Source organism: Nocardioides sp. P5_E3 (assembly GCF_054049275.1).
This window is the reverse complement of the sequence record NZ_JBFUMR010000022.1, coordinates 52590-74159: the sequence shown is the minus strand read 5'-3', so window position 1 is coordinate 74159 and position 21570 is coordinate 52590. Positions and strand designations below refer to the sequence as shown.

19 protein-coding genes and 1 tRNA gene are annotated in these 21570 nt (G+C 67.9%); 11 read left to right on the top strand and 9 right to left on the bottom strand.

The features are described 5' to 3' along the window. Positions 1-3: 3 nt before the first annotated feature. Positions 4-1491: an NAD(P)/FAD-dependent oxidoreductase gene (locus ACXJKB_RS14735; RefSeq protein WP_457189589.1), complete on the top strand. Its 1488-nt coding sequence runs from the start codon at positions 4-6 to the stop codon at positions 1489-1491. Between the two features lie 24 nt (positions 1492-1515). Here ACXJKB_RS14735 and ACXJKB_RS14730 read toward each other — a convergent pair whose 3' ends face one another. Next, on the bottom strand, positions 1516-2604 hold the full coding sequence (locus ACXJKB_RS14730; RefSeq protein ID WP_457189587.1) for a phosphatase PAP2 family protein: 1089 nt from the start codon (positions 2602-2604) through the stop codon (positions 1516-1518). 103 nt (positions 2605-2707) lie between these two features. Further along, positions 2708-2780 (bottom strand) — tRNA-Lys (locus tag ACXJKB_RS14725). 482 nt (positions 2781-3262) lie between these two features. On the opposite strand from ACXJKB_RS14725, the gene ACXJKB_RS14720 reads away from it, so the two are divergent. Further along, a complete protein-coding gene (locus ACXJKB_RS14720) occupies positions 3263-4441 on the top strand; it encodes a hypothetical protein (protein WP_457189585.1) in 1179 nt (392 codons plus the stop codon). Between the two features lie 68 nt (positions 4442-4509). Continuing rightward, on the top strand, positions 4510-6468 hold the full coding sequence (locus ACXJKB_RS14715; protein WP_457189583.1) for a hypothetical protein: 1959 nt from the start codon (positions 4510-4512) through the stop codon (positions 6466-6468). A 115-nt stretch (positions 6469-6583) separates the two neighbouring features. Here the strand turns inward: ACXJKB_RS14715 and ACXJKB_RS14710 are convergent, their stop codons facing one another. Then, positions 6584-7234 (bottom strand): potassium channel family protein, encoded by a 651-nt coding sequence (locus ACXJKB_RS14710; protein WP_457189581.1) that lies wholly within the window; start codon positions 7232-7234, stop codon positions 6584-6586. Positions 7235-7283: 49 nt separating this feature from the next. On the opposite strand from ACXJKB_RS14710, the gene ACXJKB_RS14705 reads away from it, so the two are divergent. After that, positions 7284-7592: an excalibur calcium-binding domain-containing protein gene (locus ACXJKB_RS14705; RefSeq protein WP_457189579.1), complete on the top strand. Its 309-nt coding sequence runs from the start codon at positions 7284-7286 to the stop codon at positions 7590-7592. 62 nt (positions 7593-7654) lie between these two features. Here ACXJKB_RS14705 and ACXJKB_RS14700 read toward each other — a convergent pair whose 3' ends face one another. Together ACXJKB_RS14700 and ACXJKB_RS14695 are read right to left on the bottom strand one after the other, a co-directional pair. Next, a complete protein-coding gene (locus ACXJKB_RS14700) occupies positions 7655-8692 on the bottom strand; it encodes a hypothetical protein (RefSeq protein WP_457189577.1) in 1038 nt (345 codons plus the stop codon). Positions 8693-8917: 225 nt separating this feature from the next. Next, positions 8918-10843 (bottom strand): hypothetical protein, encoded by a 1926-nt coding sequence (locus tag ACXJKB_RS14695; protein WP_457189575.1) that lies wholly within the window; start codon positions 10841-10843, stop codon positions 8918-8920. A 436-nt stretch (positions 10844-11279) separates the two neighbouring features. Here ACXJKB_RS14695 and ACXJKB_RS14690 point away from each other — a divergent pair, with 436 nt between their 5' ends. From ACXJKB_RS14690 to ACXJKB_RS14665, 6 genes are all read left to right on the top strand, one after another. Then, complete coding sequence (locus ACXJKB_RS14690; RefSeq protein WP_457189573.1) at positions 11280-12251, top strand: hypothetical protein; 972 nt, start codon at positions 11280-11282, stop codon at positions 12249-12251. Beyond that, complete coding sequence (locus ACXJKB_RS14685; RefSeq protein ID WP_457189571.1) at positions 12248-13723, top strand: hypothetical protein; 1476 nt, start codon at positions 12248-12250, stop codon at positions 13721-13723. The genes ACXJKB_RS14690 and ACXJKB_RS14685 overlap by 4 nt, the downstream gene beginning before the upstream one ends. Positions 13724-13873: 150 nt before the next feature. Further along, positions 13874-14326 carry a hypothetical protein gene (locus ACXJKB_RS14680; protein WP_457189569.1) on the top strand — a complete coding sequence of 151 codons (453 nt, stop codon included), beginning with the start codon at positions 13874-13876 and terminating at the stop codon, positions 14324-14326. A 374-nt stretch (positions 14327-14700) separates the two neighbouring features. Next, on the top strand, positions 14701-14976 hold the full coding sequence (locus tag ACXJKB_RS14675; RefSeq protein WP_457189567.1) for a DUF2442 domain-containing protein: 276 nt from the start codon (positions 14701-14703) through the stop codon (positions 14974-14976). Positions 14977-15303: 327 nt separating this feature from the next. Beyond that, positions 15304-15996, top strand: coding sequence for a hypothetical protein (locus ACXJKB_RS14670; RefSeq protein ID WP_457189565.1), 693 nt, complete (start codon positions 15304-15306; stop codon positions 15994-15996). 286 nt (positions 15997-16282) lie between these two features. Then, the gene (locus tag ACXJKB_RS14665; RefSeq protein ID WP_457189563.1) at positions 16283-16579 is read left to right on the top strand and encodes a hypothetical protein; all 297 of its coding nucleotides are present in this window, start codon (positions 16283-16285) and stop codon (positions 16577-16579) included. Positions 16580-16700: 121 nt separating this feature from the next. On the opposite strand, the gene ACXJKB_RS14660 is transcribed toward ACXJKB_RS14665, so the two are convergent. Further along, positions 16701-18194, bottom strand: coding sequence for a hypothetical protein (locus ACXJKB_RS14660; protein ID WP_457189561.1), 1494 nt, complete (start codon positions 18192-18194; stop codon positions 16701-16703). Between the two features lie 211 nt (positions 18195-18405). Next, the gene (locus ACXJKB_RS14655) at positions 18406-18738 is read right to left on the bottom strand and encodes a hypothetical protein (protein ID WP_457189559.1); all 333 of its coding nucleotides are present in this window, start codon (positions 18736-18738) and stop codon (positions 18406-18408) included. A gap of 318 nt (positions 18739-19056) precedes the next feature. Here ACXJKB_RS14655 and ACXJKB_RS14650 point away from each other — a divergent pair, with 318 nt between their 5' ends. After that, positions 19057-19707 (top strand): potassium channel family protein, encoded by a 651-nt coding sequence (locus tag ACXJKB_RS14650; RefSeq protein WP_457189557.1) that lies wholly within the window; start codon positions 19057-19059, stop codon positions 19705-19707. 263 nt (positions 19708-19970) lie between these two features. Here the strand turns inward: ACXJKB_RS14650 and ACXJKB_RS14645 are convergent, their stop codons facing one another. Together ACXJKB_RS14645 and ACXJKB_RS14640 are read right to left on the bottom strand one after the other, a co-directional pair. Continuing rightward, positions 19971-20384, bottom strand: a complete 414-nt coding sequence (locus tag ACXJKB_RS14645) for a hypothetical protein (protein ID WP_457189555.1) — start codon at positions 20382-20384, stop codon at positions 19971-19973. Positions 20385-20775: 391 nt separating this feature from the next. Then, positions 20776-21495, bottom strand: a complete 720-nt coding sequence (locus tag ACXJKB_RS14640) for a thermonuclease family protein (RefSeq protein WP_457189553.1) — start codon at positions 21493-21495, stop codon at positions 20776-20778. Between the last annotated feature and the right edge of the window lie 75 nt (positions 21496-21570).

Below are 21570 nucleotides of genomic sequence, written 5' to 3'. Positions count from 1 at the left end.
TCCATGACCTCGCCCGCGACGCAGTCCGCACGACACAAGGTCGTCGTGATCGGGTCCGGCTTCGGCGGTCTCTTCGGCACGAAGGCGCTCCGCCACGCGGACGTCGATGTCACCGTCATCGCGAAGACGACGCACCACCTCTTCCAGCCGCTGCTCTACCAGGTCGCGACCGGCATCCTGTCGGAGGGCGAGATCGCCCCGCCCACGCGCGAGGTGCTCAGCTCGCAGGACAACGCCACGGTGATCCTCGGCGAGGTCACCGACATCGACCTCACCGCCAAGACGGTCACCTCGCAGGTGCTGGGTCGCGACACCGTGACGTCGTACGACTCGCTCCTGGTCGCCGCGGGCGCCGGCCAGTCCTACTTCGGCAACGACCACTTCGCCGAGTTCGCGCCCGGCATGAAGAGCATCGACGACGCCCTCGAGCTGCGCGGCCGCATCTTCGGCGCGTTCGAGATGGCCGAGCTCGGCGCGACGCGCGGCGACGACGTGGACCACCTCCTGACCTTCGTGGTCGTCGGCGCCGGCCCCACCGGTGTGGAGATGGCCGGACAGATCGCCGAGCTCGCGCACCGCACGCTCCGCAAGGACTTCCGCGCGATCAACACCCGCACCGCACGCATCGTCCTCATCGACGCCGCCGGCCAGGTGCTGCCGCCCTTCGGCAGCAAGCTCGGCGAGAAGGCCAAGGGCGAGCTGGAGAAGCTGGGCGTCGAGGTGATGCTCGGCGCCATGGTGACCGACGTCGACGAGCGTGGCCTCGACGTGAAGTTCAAGGACGGCCACACCGAGCGGATCAACTCCGTCGCCAAGATCTGGGCCGCCGGCGTGCAGGCCAACCCGCTCGGCAAGACCCTGTCCGAGCAGACCGGCGCCCCGCTCGACCGCGCCGGCCGCATCGCGGTCAACCCCGACCTCACGCTGCCCGGCCACCCCGAGGTGTTCGTCGTCGGCGACATGATCGCGCTCGACAACCTCCCCGGTGTTGCGCAGGTCGCGATCCAGGGTGCGAAGTACGCCTCGAAGGAGATCCGCAACCGGCTCGAGGGCAAGCAGCCCCAGCCGCCGTTCAAGTACTTCGACAAGGGCTCGATGGCCATCATCAGCCGGTTCGACGCCGTCGCGATGGTCGGCAAGCTCCGGCTCACCGGCATCGTCGCCTGGCTGATGTGGCTCGGCGTCCACCTCGTCTATCTCACCGGCTTCAAGAACCAGGTCTCCGCGCTGATGCGCTGGGCGATCACCTTTGCCAGCAACAACCGCTCCGAGCGCACCACCACCGAGCAGCAGATCTTCGCTCGGGCGGCGCTCGCGCGACTGCGTCGCGGTGCGGCCGACCTCGTCTCCGACCCGGGCATCTACGACGCCACCCGCACGATGATGGAGGAGACCCGCCGCCAGGAGCTCGAGGCAGCCGCCGCCCGCGAAGCCGAGCTCACCGACTCCGGTGTGCGCGGCGTGCCGGCCGACCGCGTCGGCGGCGCCTGACGTCGTACGACGGTTGTCCGGCCCTCAGTCCGCCACGGCGGGCTGAGGGCCGTTCTCCGTCTCCGTTGGTGTGCCCCGCCGGGACGGGAGGTGGTTGCCGGTGACGCGGGCGGCGAGACGGAACGCGACGATCGCGATCGCGGCGCCGGCCAGGTCGTCGGCGATGTAGTGCCAGCCGAAGTAGAGCGTCGCGACGACCGTCAGCGCGAAGTTGACCCAGAAGACGGTGCGGATCACCTGGCTGCGGACAGTGTGCTGCGCCATGAGCGCCCAGAGCAGGGCGATGGCGGTGTGCAGGCTCGCGAAGCCGGCGACGCCCTGGTAGTCGCCCTCGCCCCACAGGAACCCGTGACGCGAGTAGACCAGGGAGTCCATGAGGTCGGAGGTGCCGTTGGGGATGAGGTCGCTGGTCAGCCAGGGGTACATGATCCCCGGGCCCAGCGTCGGCAGCAGGTAGTAGGACACCGTGCCGAGCGTCCACGCGATCCCTTGCGCGGTGACGAACCACCAGCCGTGGCTGATGTTGCGTGACCACACGAGCCAGACGGTCACCAGGATCGCCACGAGGGGGATGTAGGCGAGGTAGACCGCGGACAGCACGTGCGCCGAGATGCCGGTCCCGAAGAGGTCCTGCGTCAGGGTCGCGGGGTCGTGCCCGAGCAGCAGGAGGCGGTCCAGCACGCGCAGCTCGCTGTCGTACTTCATGTCCCGCACCAGCGGCAGCAGGGACTTGAGGTTGCGGTAGGCGACGTAGACGACGTAGAAGCCCGAGATCCCGACGACCACGAGCTGCAGGCGTGCGCGGGTCCAGTGCGTACGCACGCGGTGCCGGACCGCGGCGACGGTGCGGGCCGGGTCGAGACGTCCCTGCCACAGCGCGCGGGGGAGGAGGTCGAGGACGATCGCCGTGAGGCACAGCACCGGCAGGCGGACCCACGACGGCCCCAGGAAGCTGCCCTCGGGGTCGGCCACCGGACGGTCCAGCATCCAGCTGGCGACGAACGTGACGGCCCCGATGAGCGCCGCGTTGGCCACCAGGAACGCGTAGGGCCGACGCTCGCTGCCTCGGCTCCCGGTCGTGCCGTCGAGGGCAGCAGGCGATGGCGCGGGCATGTGACTCCGGTGGTGCAGGGCGGGCGTGAGGAGCCATTCTCCCCAGCCGGGCCAAACCTGTCAGATCGCGGAGCCGTGTGCCGGTTGCGAGATCGGTGTGGAGTAGGCCTCCAGGGGCTCGAACCCTGAACCAACGGATTAAAAGTCCGGTGCTCTACCAATTGAGCTAGAGGCCCGAGACATGAGTGATTTGATCCGATAAAAGGTCGGGAAAACCCATGCTCCGATGTGAATCCTCTCAGAGGGGGAGGGGTCGGGGGGCATGCCGGGGTAGGAACAAACCTCCGGACAACATCGGTGTGATCTGACGCGCGCGATTACCGCCTCCCGTGTCGCTGTCAGCGCAACGTAGAGCACTGTGTCGCGATCGCGCATCGGCAACGGGGCCGACGTTGAGCGGAAACACGCTCTACCTCGGAGGCCAACTAGGAGAGAGTCCAGGGCCACTCGGCTGCATGCGTCACCGCTGACAGCGCGGGCACTGGCTGACGACACCGCGCCCACTAAGACACAGCCACGAGACTTGCATGCTCGGCGCGCTTCTACCCATGTGAGGGGAACACCGGGGGACTCGGCCGGGTGCCTCGCCGCTGAAGCAGACGATTGGGCATGCCTCAGTTCGCCCCCGGCTGTCGCCGCCTGTGGTGGGATACAGCGCGTGACGATCTTCTCGGCAATCACTCGGACCGACCCATCCCCGGCGTCACACGGCGATAGCCACGCCCAGTTCCTCGACCGAGTGTCCGGCCCGTACTGGGATCAGGTCCGGGACCTGATCGAAGACTGGTTCTCCCGGCTCTGCCCCGACGCGCAAGCCGACGTCCGGGGCCGCCTGCGGTCCAAGGACGACCGGCAGTCCAAGGGGGCATTCTTCGAGTTGTACCTCCACGAGTGCCTGCTCCGGATGGGCTACACGGTGACATGTCACCCGGAACTGCAGGGGACGAGTCGTCGGCCGGACTTCCTTGCCGAGAAGGACGGGAGGTCGATCTACGTCGAAGCGCGCTCGGCCTCGTCCAGTGACGTCGCGGTCGGCAGGGCGGCGCGGGTGAACGCGGTGTACGAGTCGCTGGACAAGTTGGACAGCCCGAACTTCTTCCTCTGGATCGACGTCGTCAAGCAGGGCGAGGCTCCGCTCCGCGCGAGGCCGCTGCGAGGTCGCTTGGAGACGTGGCTGGCTGGGCTGAACCCCGAAGAGCACACGCTCGTCGCGGGGAAACGTCGTGAGGACCTGCCCGCCTACGTCCACGAGGACGCGGGCTGGAAGATCGACTTCCGGGCGTACCCCAAGTCGCCTGAGGCCCGCGGACGGGAGGGCGCGCGCCCATTAGGGATCTTTGGAGGCGGCGAGGCCCACTGGGTCCAGGACGAGGAGGGGATCCGAGGGGCGCTGACTGACAAGGGCTCGGCCTACGGCTCGTTCGGCGCACCGTTCGTCGTCGCAGTCGCGTCCGGCAGCGTCTCTCTGGACGACGACGACGTGCTCAACGCCCTGTACGGCACGGAGGTCGTCGAGTTCCGTGCCTACGCCGATGGGACGGAGGACACCGCTATGGCCCGGAGGGCCGACGGCTACTGGTACCGGGGCGACCACTGGGACCACCGCGGGGTCTCGGCGGTTCTGGTGATCAAGAACCTCCACCCCGCCTTCGTGGGCAAGCAGCAGCACACGATCTGGGAGCACCCCGACCCGGAGTTTGCCGCGGACGTGTTCCCCATCTGGCGGCGATCCGTCGTCGAAGACGGGGGCATGACGTTCATCGACCCCGAGCGCTCGCAGTCCGAGTGGTTCGGCCTGGGTGACCCGTGGCCTGTGGGCGAGCCCTTCCCGCGATAGAGCGACCGTTAGCCGTCCCAGACAACCTCCAGCCGAATGATCGGCACTGAATGCTCTCAAGGATCGACATGGACGCTGAGACCGAACCTGACCAGTTCACGCATCGGCTGCGCTTCTACGGCGCTGGCGACCTTTCGACGTACTGGCAGATCCACCGAGCGGCCGAGATTATTGATGCATTTGACGATGCCTCTCCGCCAGACGACGTCAACGGCATCTTGGAACTGGAGAACGCTCGACTGTTCGTCGAAGAAGGCTTCACCCCCAGTGACGTGGTTGGAGACGACAGGAAGGACCTCCTCGCATCTGCCAAGCCGATCAGGCGGACCGTCGCGCAGTGGTTCAACGCCCTGGAGGACGACAACCTCGCCGACATGCTGTCGGAAGTCGATTGGCTGTACCACGAGCACCTCCTCGACCTCCTGGCTGGCCTCGGGGTCTTCGGACGCTGCTCCGCCGCAGCGATGCTGGCTGCGCTCGACGGCGCAAGCGTTCACGTCGGCGACATGCTCACTATCAAGCGGCTCGTGGAGAACTACGACACGGCCGTGCGGGACCGACTTCTGGCCGAGCCGGGTCGAGCCGAGCTCGTGGTCAGGCATCACCTTGAGGGCGGCATGAGGAAGGAGACCTTCCTCCCTACGAGTTTCACACCTGCAGACTGCAGGACCCTGATGGGGGCCTACATTGACAGCACGGAGCCGAACCCGAACTACCTGAAACTGATTGCGGACGCCCCAATCGACAGGAAGACCGGGGTGGATGCCAAGTTGGTCGTGAAGGCGAAGCGGCGTTACGACGGCATGATCGAGGGCTTCTTCAAGACAACTTCCGGCATCAAGACCGGTTGCACCGTTGCCGTGTCATCGACCCAGGTCGAGCCGGCGAAGGCAACATTGAACGACATGGTCATCGAGTACACCTTCAGCGAGTCCTGGCTGGATGACACATTGGACTTCCCATCCGTGCTGAACAACTTCCAGTTCCTGTTCGAGCTCGCACCACAGTGTGGACTCCTGACTCTCCCCGCCTTCGACAGCGAACGTCGCGGACTCGAACTCGTCATGGGCATAAACGGTGCCAAGGACTACCGAACCGGTCACGTCTTCACCGCCAAGGATCGCGCGACACTTGTCCAAACGGTGATGTACCAGCGCTACCTCGCGACGAAGGAGATCGACCTTGAGGAGGTGCTCCGCTGGTACTTCGAGGTGCACGTTCCTGCGGAGTACGGCATCGCGGGTTTCGTGTTCAGCCCGTCCAACCCGTTGGCGAACTACCTGGAGCGCTGCCGGAACCTGTTCGCCGAGATGGAATCCGTCGCCACGCAGTTCGGCCTGCTTGTCGAGGACGGCGAAATCGACCATGACGTAGCCGCCGCAGGAGCTGATCTGATCCGATACCGGACCATCCCGAGCGCACTGGAAGGCAAGTACATCTACGCGACGGACCACACCGAAATCCGAACGATCCTGCACATACTGTTCTCGGATCAGTCGCACCTGACCTACATCAACGAGGACTTGCGCGGCGAGAACGCCGTCGACCTGCTGCGCCGGAACAAGGTCTCGTACGAATCGCTGCACGAATACCAGCAGCCCATGATCGACAAACTCATCGAACTCGGGGTCGCCGAAAACACAGGCGAGCGCATCCAACTCGTGGATCCCGACCTGTTCCGCGTGCTGAAGTCACTGAACGAATACGAGGCCGTTGCCTACCACCATCTGAACGAGAGTTCTCGTGCACACGTCGACACGATGGTGGATGATGGGTGGCTCGTCAGGCGCTCGTCGCTGCTCACAGAGTCCGAGGCCGCCTACTTCAACTACAGCCTGAACTCGGTCGACTTCAGCAACGGCCCGAAGCTCCGCAACAAGTATCAGCACGGCATCCAACCCAAGGGCGACGGCGAAGCCCAGCATCAGCAGACCTACTACAGCGCACTGCGACTGATGGTCGCGCTAACCATCAAGATCAACGACGAGCTCTGGCTACTTGCGGCGGCGAAGAAGGAGCGGGCCTGAAGGGTACTTCGGGGAGCGACCGGGCACCGATGGCCTTGCGATCCAGACCTACCCCGACCTAGACCCGCCCAGGTGTCTTGTCACCCGCGTCACTCCGCCGCGATCCGGGCCGACCTCAACCGTCCTGCTGCTCGGCGTGTTGGACGTTCTCGATAAGCCATGTGGCGATCACCGCGGTGAGCGATCCGACGACCGCGATGCCGACAAGCATCAGCCCGACTGCGACGAAACGGCCCTGCGTCGTGACAGGGAAATGGTCCCCGTAGCCGACAGTTGTGACGGTGGTGCAGGCCCACCAGAGTGCGTCGCCCGCGGTTGTGATGTTGGCGTCCGGGGCGTTCCGTTCGGCGTCGAGTATCGCGAGAGCCCCCAGCGAGACCGCGAACACCGCTGTGCCTGCGACGTAGACCGCCACCTTCCCGGTGAGGCCTCCCATGGCGGACCGATTGATGATGCGCGCGAAGGCCAGCAGCCTCAGCAGTCGAAGTGGTCGGAACATGGGTGCAGCGATCAGGACTACGTCGTACCAGTGGTGGAGTGCATACGAGCGACGCCGGTCGGCGAGCGCGAGCCGGATGATGAAGTCGGTCGTGAAGGCCGCCCACACGGTCCACGAGGCGTAGAAGAAGAAGGTTGCGAGGTCCGGGTGGACGTCGGGGTCGAGGATGGGCCAGGCGTAGGCGACAAGGAAGGCCCCGGCGAGGAGAAGTAGCGGGACCTCGCTGGTCTTTTCCCAGTTCTCCACGCGGCTGAGTTCCCGAGACACGGCTGCACGCTATCCCGCGGCGTTCGCGGCGTACGCTCGACACAACCCAATGACAGGAGACAGGCTCATGCGACGACATGGGATCCGCGCTGCGTCCGCGGCCGCGCTACTGGCGATGACTCCCGTGACCATTACGACTCTGAGTGAGTCTGCGCACGCCGCACCGGAGAAGTACTCCTCGTGCGCGAAGTTGCACAAGGACTTCAAGCATGGCGTGTCGAAGAGCAAGAAGGCAGCCCGGAAGCAAGTGAATCAGGGATACGGGATGCCTGCGTATAGCGAGCGGGCGCAGAAGGTCTACTGGGCCAATCACACGAACCTGGACCGCGATCATGACGGGACTGCCTGCGAGGCGTGAGACCCACCGGATCAGCGCCCCGACGCGTGAACAGCCAGTGATTGCTGTGCACTCGAGGGGCATCAGATGTCGAGCATCTGGTTCTTCTGGGACTTGGCCGCCTGGGTCTCGTCGGGTTCAGGGGAGGGGTTGCGGTCCTTGAGGCGGCCGTTGAGACAAGTGCTGTTCCGGCCGCTGAGCTTGAGTGCGGCGTCGTAGCCCTGGGTGTCGCGGGTGTGCCTGATGCGCCATTCGGTGATGGAGCTGGCGGCGGTGTCGGTGTGGTGGAGCCCGGCGTGCTTGCGGATGGTGTTCATGGCCGTGATGACGCTGGCGCACCCCTTGGCGTAGCGCTCGGCATCCTTGTACTCGTTGCGGGGCCAGTAGGTGAGGTGCTTGTGCTTGGTGAGGTCTGCGGCGTGGATGTGGTTTCGGATGAGGTGGCTGTTGAACGTGTTCAGCTCGATGTCGCGGTTCGCGACCCCGCGCAGTCCGGGTGCCTCGATCCACCCGCTGCTGGAGCTGCCGTCGACGACGAGGTCGCTCTCGAACGTCACGTGCTCGGGCTCGATCTCGGTGGTCTCACCGGCGTTGAGGCCAGCGTCAATCTCCCCGTACACGGCTGCGGTGCGGCAGCTGTTCTTGTCTCCGCACAGCGACATGTGCAGCACCCACATACGCAGGAGCAGGATCTCGTCGTCGGTGTGGGCGCGCAGGGCCGACGGCGTGCGCTGGCCCAGGGCCGCCATCTTGGCTCCGACGTCATTAGGGGTGCCGGGGTGACCGGCGAGAGCGGCCACCACCAGGGTGAGCAGGGTGTTGCGGTACAGGTGGGCTCGGTCGGCCTCCTCAAGGGAGTCGGGCTTGGCGAGCGCTTCCTCGGGCATGCGCGCGGCGAGTGCGACGAGCCAACGCGAGTGGGCGATCACCTCGTTCAGGTCGCTGAAGGAGTTGGTGCGCGCGGCGGCGAGGAGGTCCTCCACGGTTGCGGCGAACTGGCTGCGGTGCGTTGACGGCACGAGTTCGTAGCGGTGGTCGAGGCGGGTGAGCGCCGCGGCGGCGTCCTCGAGGGTGTGTTCGGTGAGCATGGGGGTCAGGTCTGCGGGGGCGTAGCGGGCCATGGTGGTGTCTCCTCGTCTTGGTGGGTTGCGAGGAGGAAGGTGTGGGTCGTCGCGAGGCGCGCAACCGCGCACACACGTCTGCAAAGAAGTTGTTGGAGGCGGGGCGTTGCGGCGCGGATAGCGACGCGACCCCTGCCGGTCCGGCCTGCCGGGGGTCGTGCAGAAATGAACCGAGGCCCCAGCGAGATTGCTGGGGCCTCGAGTCGAAGGGGTGGGTGGTGGGTGTCAGTCGGCGCTCTGCCACTCCGCCCAGGTAAGGGCGTTGCGGACGCAGCCGCCGGCGAGGAGGTCGAGCATCTGCGCGCCGACGGTGAGGCTGGCGGCGCGGCCGTAGTTGGGGAGGCGGCGCTGGTACCAGTTGTTCCAGGACTCGGCGTCGTTGCGGCGGTGGGCGAAGTTGGCGAACTTCTGGTGCTGGCTGCGGGCGATGGGTCGCAGGCTGGAGAGGACGGTGTCTACGGCAGGGTACTTCTCGGTGCTGTCGGGGTTGCGCCGCAGGCCGTGGGGGTCCCATTCGGTGGTGAACCGGAACGCGCCGTGCGCGCAGGGGAGGTCCCAGGTTTCGGTGGAGCCCCAGAGGTCGGCGCGGCGCTTGCGGGGGGTGGAGGAGACGCAGGTTGCGGTGGCGATCTTGACGTAGCAGCCGGCCTCGCCGTCGTAGATGACGTCGTGGAGGGCGTCGTCGTCGACGTAGAGGTCGTGGGTGCAGGTGCCCGACGCGGTCTCGTGAGAGCGCTCGCCGAAGTGGTGGAACTTGGACCTGACGACGTCGACCTTCTTGCGGTGGACCTGGTTGCGGGAGCCCGTGATGTGCTGCGAGGAGGTGGCGGGGTAGATGCACACGCCGAGGGGGAGTGACTCGCCGCTGTAGTAGCGCTGATAGAGCTCGTCGTTGCGCCACTGGGCGAACAGGGTCTGCCGCTCTTTGGCGAGCCTGCTCTTCTCCTTGGGGTCGAGGTGGCGTGTCGGGCGGGCGTTGGCGTCTCGGAGCGCGAACCGCTCGTTGTTGTGGATCCTGCCCATGAACTCCTGGGCGTCCCAGTTCTGGTGGGCGCGCACGGTGTCCTCCTCGTCGGGCTGCTTCACGGTGCGCTTGGCGTTGGCGCCCACGGCCTTGTTGAAGACGCGGATGCGGTGCCGCCCGAGCAGGTAGTCGAGGGTCCAGCCGGTGAAGATGCGGTCCCACAGCAGGCTGTGGGCAGTGCCGTCGAGCCGGTCGGTGACCTGGTCGAGGAGGCGGAGGGCTTCGCGGACCTCGGCCTTGGGCGCGTAGCCGGTGGCGAGGACGACCGGGCCGTATTGGGTGGGGGTCTGGAGGATGACGTGGTTGATGCCGGTCAGCTCCACCTTCTGGTCTTCGGTGAGGTCGGTGACCTCGCCCGCGCCGCGGGACTCCCCGGCCGCGCGGCTTCCGACGTAGCGGGGCTTGCGCGTGACGGGGTCGAAGATCTCGATGACGTCGCTGAACGGCTTGAGGACCATGCCGTCCCCGACGATGGTGTGGCGAAGGGACGGGTTGGCCCAGTCCACTGGCGTGGACGGGTCGAAGTTCCCGAGCTGGCGCGCCTGGGCGACCGCGATCCGCTGGAACCTCTCCTGCAGCATCTCGCGAACCGCGCTCTCGGACAGGCGCTTGCGGAAGTGCTCGACCTGGTCACGGTTCGGCGCCTTCACCGGGAACGGTCGCGCCGCGTTCTCCGGCCGGCCGTTCCACGTCTCCTCCAGGCTCGCCCACACCGCCTGCTCGTGGAGCTCGGTGAGCGCGGACGCCCGGCTGCCGGTGACGCGCTCGGCGAGCACCAGAAACATCAGGATGGCGGCGGAGTACCCGCTGCGGCGCCCACGCCGCCGCGGTCGCGTGTCACCGCCCGGATCGTCAGGAGGGCCGTCGATCGCGGCGGCGAGGTGGTACAGCCCGGGCCAGTCGAGGATGGCACGGAACTCGGCCAGCCATGCCGCCTTCTCGGTGCCGGTGACCTTTCTGCGCAGCAGCGTCTCGTCGCTCTTGATCCGATGGTTCTGGTCGGCCGGGTTGGCGGGTGCGTCCGCTCCGCCGCTGGGGGTGGTGGCGACGGGTGCGGTTGAGGGGGTGGCGGGGCTCGAGGTGAGCGCCTGGGATGCCGCGACGGTGATGGTGGTGGAGAGGGTCATGTCTGGCCTCACAGCTTGAAGGTTGGTGTCGGGCGGTCGCGTTTGACCGCACGCACAACCCTCGTTCGCAGGACGCCTGCGGGGATCGGGTGAACTCCTCGATGCTCCTGGTGTAAACACCTGAACTCGGGATAGTCCGAATGGGCTACCTCCAGTTGCGACCGCCTGGGACACGCCACCTCGGCTGACAGTGGGTGTCGAGGTTGTGTGGGCACATGGCCTTCGTAGTCGTCGCACTGGGTCAGGAGGGCTTGGGCAGGACCAGATGATGGGTAATGGACGTCTGGTTGTATCGCCGTCACCGGCCGCGTGAGGTGTTGGCAGCGAGGTGTTCGGGGCTACGCGTTCCCAGCGAGGTGCGGTTTCGTTCCCGGACCCGAACCGGGGTGGTGCGCCGGGCTGACCGCGCCTAGCGTGCGAAACCGGGGAGGCAGCCTTGAACGAGCGCACCGACACACAAGCCGAGCTGGCAGCCCGCGTCCGACTGGGAGGGCACAGACAGCGCGGGGGCGCCCTCTGGTCGACCGAGGACCTTCATGAGGAGGTCACCCTTGCCTGGAGCTCGTCGGGAGACTTCACCTCCCAGACGCTGGACCGGTGTTCGGAGACGTTGCTGCGGTTCCTGCGCCGGCAGGCCGCGCTCGGCGTGTCAAACCCGCAGGAGTTCACGTCGGCGCACTGCGCGGACTTCGTTCACGCGCACGGCGCGAACGGTCGCCCTCCGGAGATCAGCACGATGCACGCACGCCGCACCGCCCTGCGGATGCTGTTCCGCACCCTGCGCGACCTCGGCATCTCGACGGGGGACCCCACGCTCGACCTCGCCCTGCCGCCCCGCACCGGCACCGCCGCCCGACCGCTCACCGACGTCGAGGTCGCCCTGTGCCGCACCAGCGCGCGACTCGGCGAGGCCGGTTCCCTTTCCTTGCAACGGGCCGTGTGCTGGGCACTCGGGGAGGCGACTGCCATCTCCAGCGAGGTCTCGGCCGTGCGGATCCGCGACGTCGACGACCCGGAGCGACCTACATGGGTCCGCCTTCCGGGCACTCGGCGCTGCGACCCCCGGCTCGGCGAGCTCACCGCATGGGGCTCGGCCATCGTCGCTCGCCAGATCGCCGTCCAGGGTGAACGAGGCGCCGCGCCCGGATCGCTCCTCGCCTACCGCGGCGCAGCCGCTCCCGGACAGGACAAGGCACAAGCTGCGACCTGCAACGCCATCACCGCCGTACTGAAGTACGCCGGACTGGCCACCGAGCCAGACGTGCGCCCGGCCTCCCTGCGAAACTGGGCCGGCCGCCGGCTGTTCGAGGCCGGCATGCCGATCGACCAAGTCGCCCGACGCCTCGGTTCCCGCAGCCTCGACACCGCCGCCGAGGACATCGGCCACTCCTGGAGGGCGTTGTCATGACGCGTGGCAGCGAGATCAACACCATCCAGCGCGTGCGCGCAGTCTGCACCTCCCGCACCCTGCTCGACCTAGGCGCTCGCCTCGCGTGGCACTCGCCCGTCGGTCGGCCACCGGTACAACCGGCCTACGTCCTGCTCGCCTTCGGTGTCCTCACCCGGCTCGCACGGTCCGGCATCCGCACCGAGTACGACCTCGCCGACCGCCACATCTGGGGCTACGCACGCGGCTTGCTGGCCGAAACAGCCCGCAGCAGTGGCCTCGACGTGCCCCCACCCGGTCACGCGCCGCCCAAGTGGGACCACTGGCGCCACGCTCGCGACCACCACTTCGCCACCGACGACGGACTCGCGCTGTGGGCACGCGAGTTCCCCGCCGTCGCCGCCGGCCTCGCCAGAGACCTCGGGCTGTGCCGCAGCGACCGGTCGGGATCGTTCACCCATCCGGACCCCGAGCAGTGCATCTACGGTGACGGGACCCTCGTCCGGCCCATCTACGCTCCACCTGCCACCGCCACCCTGACCCGGGACGACGGCAGCAGGTACGTCGCGTATCCCGACCCTCGCACCGGGGAGCTCCACGATCACCCACTCCACCGGTTCGACCCGGACCTGCAGCCCCACCACGGCCGCCTCGGCCCCGTCCTGACCCACGGGTACGTCGCCTGGCACGCCCGTGGCCGAGCCCCCTACCAACGGGTCGTATTGGCCGTCGACCACATCCCCGCCCCTGGACAGGAAGCCGCCACCGCCGTCGCCCTGGCCCGCAACATCCACCGCCACCTCGGCAACGGCGTCAAGGCCGCCATCTACGACGGCGCGATGCACGGCACCCACATCGAGCACATGATGCGCACCTACGGTTGGCTCGTCCTGGCCAAGACACCCGCCAGTAACTTCGCCGCCGCCGACACCCCTACTGCTCTGGTGGTCAACCGGGCTGGCAAGGCGACTCGCAGCTACCCCCTCGCACCCATCAGCCACGACACGCGCGCCGGGGCGTGCGTGCACCAGCTCGCCACGATCAACGGGCAGGTCGTCGACCTCGGCCTCGACGATGCAGGAGACCCCGTCGTCTTGGCCGTCCTCGAGCGCGGACCGGTCAAGCGCTCACGGCGCTCGAACGGCCGCTTCTACTTCAACGTCGGATACCACGTGCCATGCCCGCGTGAACGCTTCACCACCTGGCTTTCACCGCACCCGACTGGTGCCGGCGACGCCACACGGCCCCACAACCTGCGCATCATCAACGAGGACGACCCCGACTTCGCCCGCCTGCACGGCCTGCGCAACGACTCAGAGAACTTCCACTCCAACCTCAAACGCACCCTCCTCGTCGACCGGCAGATGAGCTTGGGCTGGCGCCGCGGGCTCCTCGACATCTACTGCTACGCCCTCCTCAACAACGCGCTCACCGAGCAGCGACTCCGGGAGCCCGCCGCGACTCCCCGGCGACTCAGAGGAGCGCAGGCGTGAGCGCCCCGGCCATCGGCTGCGCACGGCAGGCATTGCGCTCGCCGAACCTGTTATCGACAGTTCTCGACATGCCCCCGGCGTACCCGCCCGGGTGGCCTCGAACCTTGAGAAATCAACAACGACCGACCAGCCAGCCTAACCATCGACGCCATGACAGATGACGCCGAGGAGCGCGACGAGACGACGCTGGGCCTGCTCGCCCGCCTCGTGGACTCGGTGCCCCGCAACGTGCCAATTCCGATGGTGGTCCCGCTCGCCACCCGCATCGCTGAGCTCGAGCACGAGCTGGATGAGGCCAAGAGCGTCGGCCACTGGCTCTGGCAGAACCTCCCAAGCGTCGCAAAGCACGCGCTCGGGGACGTGGGCGAATGGCCCTGGCTTGAGGAGTACCCCGAGCCGACCACCCGCGCCGAACTCGTGGAGTTCCTCGTCGGGCGGGGCGTGCGGCGCGCCCGCGCCGAGCGCTGGGTCGACATGCCGACGTCGCTGCTCTCCGGCGACGTGGCCAGCGAACTCATCACTCAACCAGGCCGGCCGCGGTTCCGTGCGATCTACGCCGCACGCCGGCACGCCCAGTACAGCGACCCCGACTTTTGGTCCTGACACTGGATGACAGCAATGAGAGATGCGACGTTCGCAGGCCTCGGGTCTGCATGCCGATGGTTGAGATGCCGACACTGGCAGGCCCAACGTGAGTTCGGCTGCGGGTCGTCGATGCGCGGCCGGCTCTTCAAGGAGCGCCCATAACCGACGACACGCCCGGAACGAGGGAGGAGCTTCGGCTGCTCCTCGAGGAGGCAGGCCTCGGGCCGAATCAGACGGCGGGCTGGCTCGACAACCCCACTCCGTATCTGTCCGGCCTCGTCCCAGCGCTCGCCATCACCGACCCAGCCACAGCAGCCCGAGCGCGCAACGCCACACGGCGCCTCATCGCGCGCCTCGGCGACAAAATCCCCGAACGCGTCAACGTGACCGCCGTGCGAATCCTTCAACCCGGCACCTATCGCGTCGAGCTGCACTTCCAGGGGGACGCCGGGACCGCGGTGCGCATCATGGATCTTCTGCCTTACCTGTGGGGCCCCGCCCTCGACCAAGTCCGCACCGACTACTCCACCTTCGCCGCCCTACACGTCGAAGGCGGCACCGTCTGTTGGCCCGGCGGCGCCAAGCTCTCCCCAGAGCTCCTCTACGGCGAGTCCTGGAACCCGGACGACCCGGGCGTCCTCACCTTCACCGACGACGAAGAACGATGAAGTACTGCGGCAGTGTCGCTGGGTACCGGGCATCGTGATCCGCAAGGAGGGCGCCCGGTTCTCCACCGCGGAGCGACGATGCCATCGCCGGCTGATGCCCTTGGTCGATGTCGCATTCGCAGGCTCCCTGCCGCACCGGCAAGGAAGAGCAGTCGGCCCCCTCCCCGACCTGGTGAAGTAGCCCGTTCGGACTACTTCAAGGTCATGTGTTTGCACGAGGAGCATCGAGGACTTCACACGATCCCCGCAGGCGTCCCGCGAACGAGGCTTGTGCGTGCGGTCAAGACCGACCGACCAACACACACCCTTCAACCTGCGAGGACAGACATGACTCTCTTCAACATCATTGACGCCGAGGCACCCGGATCCCCTGAGTGGACGTGGGCCGACCGCCTCTCGGCCCCGATCGAACTCAATCCCGGCCGGGTCCCCAGCCCTGGGCTGCGCGACATCCTTCGTTCTGAAGAACTCGACGTCGCTTCGGTGATGTTCCTCGTTCTCGCCCTCCTCTTCAGCAACTCTCAGCTCGGCCGTTGCCGGCACGAGAGGGCGCAGATCGAGCAGAACTGCCGTGACCTCGACGCAATTTTCGAGATGATTGGAACCGCGATGCGCGGGGCCCCGGAGGTCTGGGAGACCGTCCTCGGTGTCGCTGCCCACCTGATCCGCCGCGCCCAGACGGTCGACGCCGACGCCGACGCCGATGCCGTGACGTGCCGGACCGGCTGGGCGCGGGGCGCGGCACACATGGCTGAACCCCGCCCCGTCCGTTCACGCAACGTGGACGCACTGCTGGACTACCTGCAGGACCCTGGCGCCCCGGCAGAGACGGTAATCGCGCCCGACCGTGTCAGCGTCCGGGTCGTGGCGGCCACGTGCGCCGCCGCCCTCGACATCATGACGCACGAGCTGGGCACGACGACGAGCGATGTCTTCTGGTGCGAGCTCGAGTCGCTGGTAGACGCGCCTGCGTTGCCTGCCATCGCCCCGATCCCCGTCCTCCCACACTCCTGCGGCTGACAAGCCCACGGGTGGCGGCCAGTCGCGAACTCCCGACAGCACATCGTCCCCGCCCACGCCTGGACGTCCTTGCGTCCTCGAGTGCCCGCTTGGGGTCGCGCGGCGCGCTGTGGGAGCCCGAGACCGATCGCCGTGAGTGGCCCGTGGCGGACGTCCGGGCCGGCGACGAACGCCCATGGCCGCGCCACGACGGGTCTGGGTTCCAGCCAGCCGGTGGCACCCATCCCTCGGGCGGCTGCGGCCACTCGGGCGGCCCCGGCGAGGCAGGCCGAGGCGGTCCGCCGGCTTGAACCTTGCGACCGGCTCCAGTGAACTGGGGTATGGGTCGGCGCCGTTCCTGTACGACACGCGTGCGCTGTTCTTCTGGGACGACGCCATCACGTCTGAGAACAAGCTGCACAAGGCGTTTGCGGACCGGCGGGTGAACCACGTCAACGCGCGGCGTGAGTTTCTCTCTGCGACGCCGGCGGAGGTGCATGGGCCGCTCATGGCGAAGGTCGGCGGGCTGCTGGAGGTCAACGATGCGCCGAAGGCGCCGGAGTCCTTCCAGAGCGGTGGGCTCTGGCGGAGTTCGACAACGTGACAGGAAAGGACGCTCCGGCGCAGTTGTGAGTCTTGTGTCCGGGAGCCTGTTCGTGCGGCCGCAAGTGGCGGTCGACCACAACGCGGCCTAGAGGATGCGTGCCGGCCAGCGAGATGCGGGTCTACGGTTGCGGGGTTGCGCGTCGGATGTGGACGCGGTGTGGCCGGTCGGGACTGGTCCAGGCGATGGCGGCGTGACCGCAGTCGCCGAGGGTCGCGCGGAGCATCTGCAGGTCGCTGGTTGGTCGCTCGGCGGGCACGATGCGCCGCGGACGCTCCCAGCCTCTTCCGGCGGGCTGGAAACGAACCCAGGTGGTCGGGGCGGTGCGTCCGCGCACCCATGTCGCGATCGCGTCGCCGCGACGGTTGACGTCCAGTTGCGGCCACAGGCCCCATCGGTTGTAACGGCTCCTGTCGGCGAGGTGCGAGGCGATGACGAACGGCTTGCGCCACGTGCCGTCTGGTCGGCTCCAGCGTCCCCACAACGTACGGCCGTCCCAGCCGGCGAGGAGGGTGCGACCGTGCGCGTCGGTCTGGAGGCCGTTGAGGCCGAGGCGATGAGGTTGCGAGACCGGCGCTTCCCACGTGCCGTCGGGGTTCATGCGCGTGGTGTACACGACGTCGGTGGGCGTGAAGTCCCCGTCGACGGGTCCGTGGGTGACGACGGCCGCCCCGCTGCCGGCGTGGGTGATGCCGAAGAGCCGGTTCCCGGTCTCGTTCGGCAGCGCTGGGTTGCCGCGGCTGAGGAGATGCGGGTGGCCCCACCGGCCGGCCGGTGAGCGGCGCATGACGTAGACGCCCTTCGTTTTGCCGTAGGGGCGGGCGTAGCCGAGCAGGGCGCGTCCGGCGTCGTCGATCGTCGCCTCGAAGCTGATGAAGTCACGGACCGGGAGTGTGGCGAGGTCAGTCCACGCCGCTGCTGCGGCCGGGCGGTAGACGGCCCGCAGGCGCTCCCTGCCAACAAAGCGGCCCGGTTCGTCCCAGACGAGGACAGCGGCACCTCCCTCGTTGACGGCCAAGTCGACGCGTACCGGCGTGCGGTCACGGACGCGGGTCGGGGCCTGGGACCAGTCGCCATGCGCGGGTCGGTCGGTGATGGCGATGTCGGAGACTTCCATGCCTTGGTCGCCGTAGAAGCCGGAACCCTCGAAGTAGGCGAGCGTCTGGGTGCCCGCCCGGTCGACACCGAGATGGGTGCCGTCGTAGGCGTAGGTGTCATCGACGTCCAGGGACGGGTCCTGCGGGTCACCGGCAGCAGGGGGATCGTTGGCGGTCCGCGCATCCCATCCAGCGGCCTCGAAGAGCACCGTCGCCGTGCCGGCCCGGTCGACGACCAGACCGGACAGGCCGAAGTACGCCTCGCGGATGAGGGTGCCGGGAACGGTCGTCGGCTTCTGAGGACTCCAGTCCTTCGGCCGGCCGCCAGGACATGAGAGCGGGGTCGACGCGTCACCCTCATCTTCGGCGGCCGCCGAACCGGACGGCGTGCTGGAGGCCGCGGCCTCGAGGTCGATCGGCGCGAACGGTGTGGCGACACCTGTGTCCGGTCCGTCGTCATGCGTCGACGCCGGTCCTTGAGGCGTTCCTGTGCCGCAGCCTAGGCATGCGACCAACACGGCAACACCCGCTGCTGCGAGCGCTGGGCCACGGGCTAGGTCTCGCGGCCGCCGAGTTCGCTTGGCCGTGCCCTGCCTTGGTGCAGCTCGCCGCCCCGTGCTCATCGCACTGCGACCGCGGACGCCGCGCGGATGCCAAGTCCTCGCATCGGGTATCGCCTGTCGTTGGATTGCGTCGAGCGTACGACGTGAACTCCTGTAGGTATGGCCGTTAGGACAGACAGTCCTCTGCAGCCGCGGCGCTGTCCGAGGACGCCATGATGTCCCGGCCCTCGGCCATCGGTGAGCCGTCTTGGATCGCTGCACCCCACTCGGTCAGGAGTTGTGCGGGCTCGTTCAGAGCGAAGATCGGTCCGGGGCTGTCGGCCTCGCTGATGGACCACACGCCCCTCGCAGTGGAGTCGCCGCCCTCGCCGACAATGTTCGCGGCCACCATGTTCACGGGGTAGCCCTCGGTGTTCTGCTCATCCTTCGGCACGGCCACCATCACGGCATCGCGCAGCTCGTAGCCCTTCGCGTTGATTCCGCTCTCGATGGTCGTCACCACTGACGCTGGAGCGTCCTCGCACGTGGTTGCCGCGTCCGCGCTGGCAGTCGCCTTTGGTTCCCCCGAGCCGCCTGACTCATCGGACTCAGCGCACGCCGCCGTCGGAAGGACGAGCAGCAGCCCAGCGAGGACTCTCGTGCGTGCTGTTGACATGGCGACCACTCCCGAGCGATCTACGAGGCGTCCACCATGGCACCGCCCGCAGACCCACGTCCTCCCCCGCAGCGAGGGAGGTCCCGCCACCTCTCCTTCGAGCAGATGTCTGAGTGTGCAGATCTACTGAACCGTGCGGTCGCTCCGGAGTAGCGTGCAGCCGTGTCTCGGGAACTCAGCCGCGTGGAGGCGTGGGAGAAGACGAGCGAGGTTCCCTTGCTCCTGCTTGCGGGGGCCTTCCTCGTCGCGTACGCATGGCCGATCCTCAACCCCGACCTCCATCCGGACCTCGCAACCTTCTTCTTCTACGCCTCCTGGACCGTGTGGCTGGCGTTCACGATCGACTTCGTCATCCGGCTCGCGCTGTCAGACCGGCGTCGCTCCTATGCCCTGCACCACTGGTACGACGTGGTGCTCATCGCCGCACCAATGTTCCGGCCCCTTCGCCTACTGAGGCTCCTGGCCTTCGCGAGGATCATCAACCGCTCGGCGGTGGGTGGCCTAGCGGGGAAGGTCGCGGTCTACGTCGCTGGCTCGGCTCTCTTCGCGGTCTCGCTCGGAGCACTCGCCGTGCTCGACGTAGAACGGGACGCCCCCGATGCCAACATCACGACCGCTGGAGACGCCCTGTGGTGGGCCTGCACCACCGTCACGACCGTCGGCTACGGCGACCACTTCCCCGTGACGACCCAAGGCCGGTTCATCGCGGTGGGGCTCATGCTCGTCGGCATCGCGCTCGTCGGATCGCTCACCGCTGTGATCGCCACCTGGCTCATCGAGAACGTCCAACACGCCGACCAGCAGGACGACTGAACGTCCACCCGGATCTCGGCTGCTTGTTCCATTGACCGCAGGACCGGTGCCTGGCGAGCCCCGGTCCGGGCGCCCGGGCGGTCGCGCTCATCCGGTTGCCCGCGTGGGGTCGTGTGGCTCTCCTCTGGCCTGCGTGACCTTGCCAGGGCTCCGGGGGACTGGCGGGCTGGCCTCCCGCCCTTGGCACTGGGGAACGACGAGCTCGTCTGGGAGGCCCGACGCCCGCGGCCTCTGGCTGCCCACCCCCGCACCGGGCCGGCTGCTCAGGCGCGCCGACTCTTTCGGCGGGCAGCGCGGACAAGCGCGACGGCGACTGCGGTCCCGATGATGGGAGCGGTGGGGGTCTCGAAGTTCGGGTCGCCGTTGGCGTAGAGCCGCCAGTAGTTGCCCACGCACACCACGGCCAGCACGGCGACGAGCCATAACATCATCAGCCCGCAGCCGGGGCCCGACTCAACGCTGAAGGGCGCGCGGGTGTTGCCCGTCGCGGTCGTCGAACCTTGTCCTGGAGGGCCCGGGGACGGCGTGGGCCCGGCAGTGGAGAAGTCCATGCAGGGGTGCTTGGGCCACGGGGTGCCGACAGCGTCGAAGTAGACCTTGCTGCCGGCGTCGTTGCGCCAGAACCACACCGCCGCCCCGCACAGGGGGCAGCTTGCGTTGGGCCATTCCGGCAGCATGCCGTGGTTCGACGGCGGCGTCCGAGACACCGACCGGGCGGGCGACGCGAAGCCTGTCGGGGTGGGTCGAGATGCGGGTCGGTCAGCAGGCTTCGGCACCGGCTTGGGTGCTGGCCTGGCTGCGGGCTTGGGAGCGGGGGCGAACAGGCTGCCCCATCCGGAGCTGCGCCGGACCGTGTGAGGCCGAACGTAGTGGCGGCGTCCACTGGGGCCTCGCCGGTAGTGGCCTCTGCGTCGGTACCGTCGCGCCATGGAAGTCTCCAGGAGTGAGTCGAGCTGGTGTTGCCGCCTGCAATGAGTGGTTCCCGCCGAGGTCGGCGGGGCTCGAGCGAGCGAAGAGGCACCGACCGCTCCCATGCGGCCGGTGCCTCTACCTTGCGGTGACCTCAGGTCACCAGCAGTTGCTCCACAGGCCGCGGTCGTTCTTGCGGGCCTGGGCGATGGCGCGGACGTACTGGCCGTCCCGGGCTACCGGCTTTCCGCCGAAGACGTAGCGCTTCGTGAAGCCGTTGTACGCCTGCCTGTAGGACAGATCCTTGAACCCGCCCCGCTTGGCGACGTACCGCAGCAGCCGGCCGTAGCGGTCCTTGGCGGCCTGGGACGGGTCGGAGACGAGGTAGACGGTCGATCCGACGGGCGCGAGGCGCTTCAGGTTGTCGGTGGCCTCGTCGGCACCGCAAACGTTCTTCTCGGGCGTGTTGATGCCAAGCATCCGAATGCTCATGACGCGTCCGCCGCGGATGCGGACCTTGAGGGTGTCGCCGTCGATGACCTGGGTGACGTTGCCGGTCTCGCGGTAGACCTTCGGGCCCGGGTTGTGGTTCTGGTTGTTCGTGTTCCCGGTGGTCTGGCCGCCCGGGTTGCCGCGGCCGATGCACGGGCACGGGTTCGACTCGCATGCGGCGCCGTCACCCTCGTCGTCGAGGCGGTGCGGGTCGCTTTGAGGACCGCCGTTGGCGAGGAAGAAATTCTGGGCCGCGGCCTGCGACGGGAAGTCGCCGCAGTCGCGGTCGACGAACACCGCGCCGGCCGGCGCGGAGAAGGTGACGAGCATCGTCGCAACGACGCTCAGGAGTGCGGCGATGGCGGCCGCGAAGGTGGTCTTGCGCATGCTGAAGCAGTCCCCCTAGGACGAGATGCTGGCGCTCGAGCGCCAGCGGTTCATGCTGACGGCGTGACCGTAGAC

Bases quoted from the DNA above. Each gene is read 5' to 3' on its own strand.
- ACXJKB_RS14640 (WP_457189553.1), bottom strand. From the start codon at position 21,495: ATGCGCAAGACCACCTTCGCGGCCGCCATCGCCGCACTCCTGAGCGTC.
- ACXJKB_RS14705 (WP_457189579.1), top strand. From the start codon at position 7,284: ATGACAGGAGACAGGCTCATGCGACGACATGGGATCCGCGCTGCGTCC.
- ACXJKB_RS14735 (WP_457189589.1), top strand. From the start codon at position 4: ATGACCTCGCCCGCGACGCAGTCCGCACGACACAAGGTCGTCGTGATC.
- ACXJKB_RS14680 (WP_457189569.1), top strand. From the start codon at position 13,874: ATGACAGATGACGCCGAGGAGCGCGACGAGACGACGCTGGGCCTGCTC.
- ACXJKB_RS14700 (WP_457189577.1), bottom strand. From the start codon at position 8,692: ATGGCCCGCTACGCCCCCGCAGACCTGACCCCCATGCTCACCGAACAC.
- ACXJKB_RS14695 (WP_457189575.1), bottom strand. From the start codon at position 10,843: ATGACCCTCTCCACCACCATCACCGTCGCGGCATCCCAGGCGCTCACC.
- ACXJKB_RS14685 (WP_457189571.1), top strand. From the start codon at position 12,248: ATGACGCGTGGCAGCGAGATCAACACCATCCAGCGCGTGCGCGCAGTC.
- ACXJKB_RS14670 (WP_457189565.1), top strand. From the start codon at position 15,304: ATGACTCTCTTCAACATCATTGACGCCGAGGCACCCGGATCCCCTGAG.
- ACXJKB_RS14730 (WP_457189587.1), bottom strand. From the start codon at position 2,604: ATGCCCGCGCCATCGCCTGCTGCCCTCGACGGCACGACCGGGAGCCGA.
- ACXJKB_RS14715 (WP_457189583.1), top strand. From the start codon at position 4,510: ATGGACGCTGAGACCGAACCTGACCAGTTCACGCATCGGCTGCGCTTC.
- ACXJKB_RS14645 (WP_457189555.1), bottom strand. From the start codon at position 20,384: ATGCTGCCGGAATGGCCCAACGCAAGCTGCCCCCTGTGCGGGGCGGCG.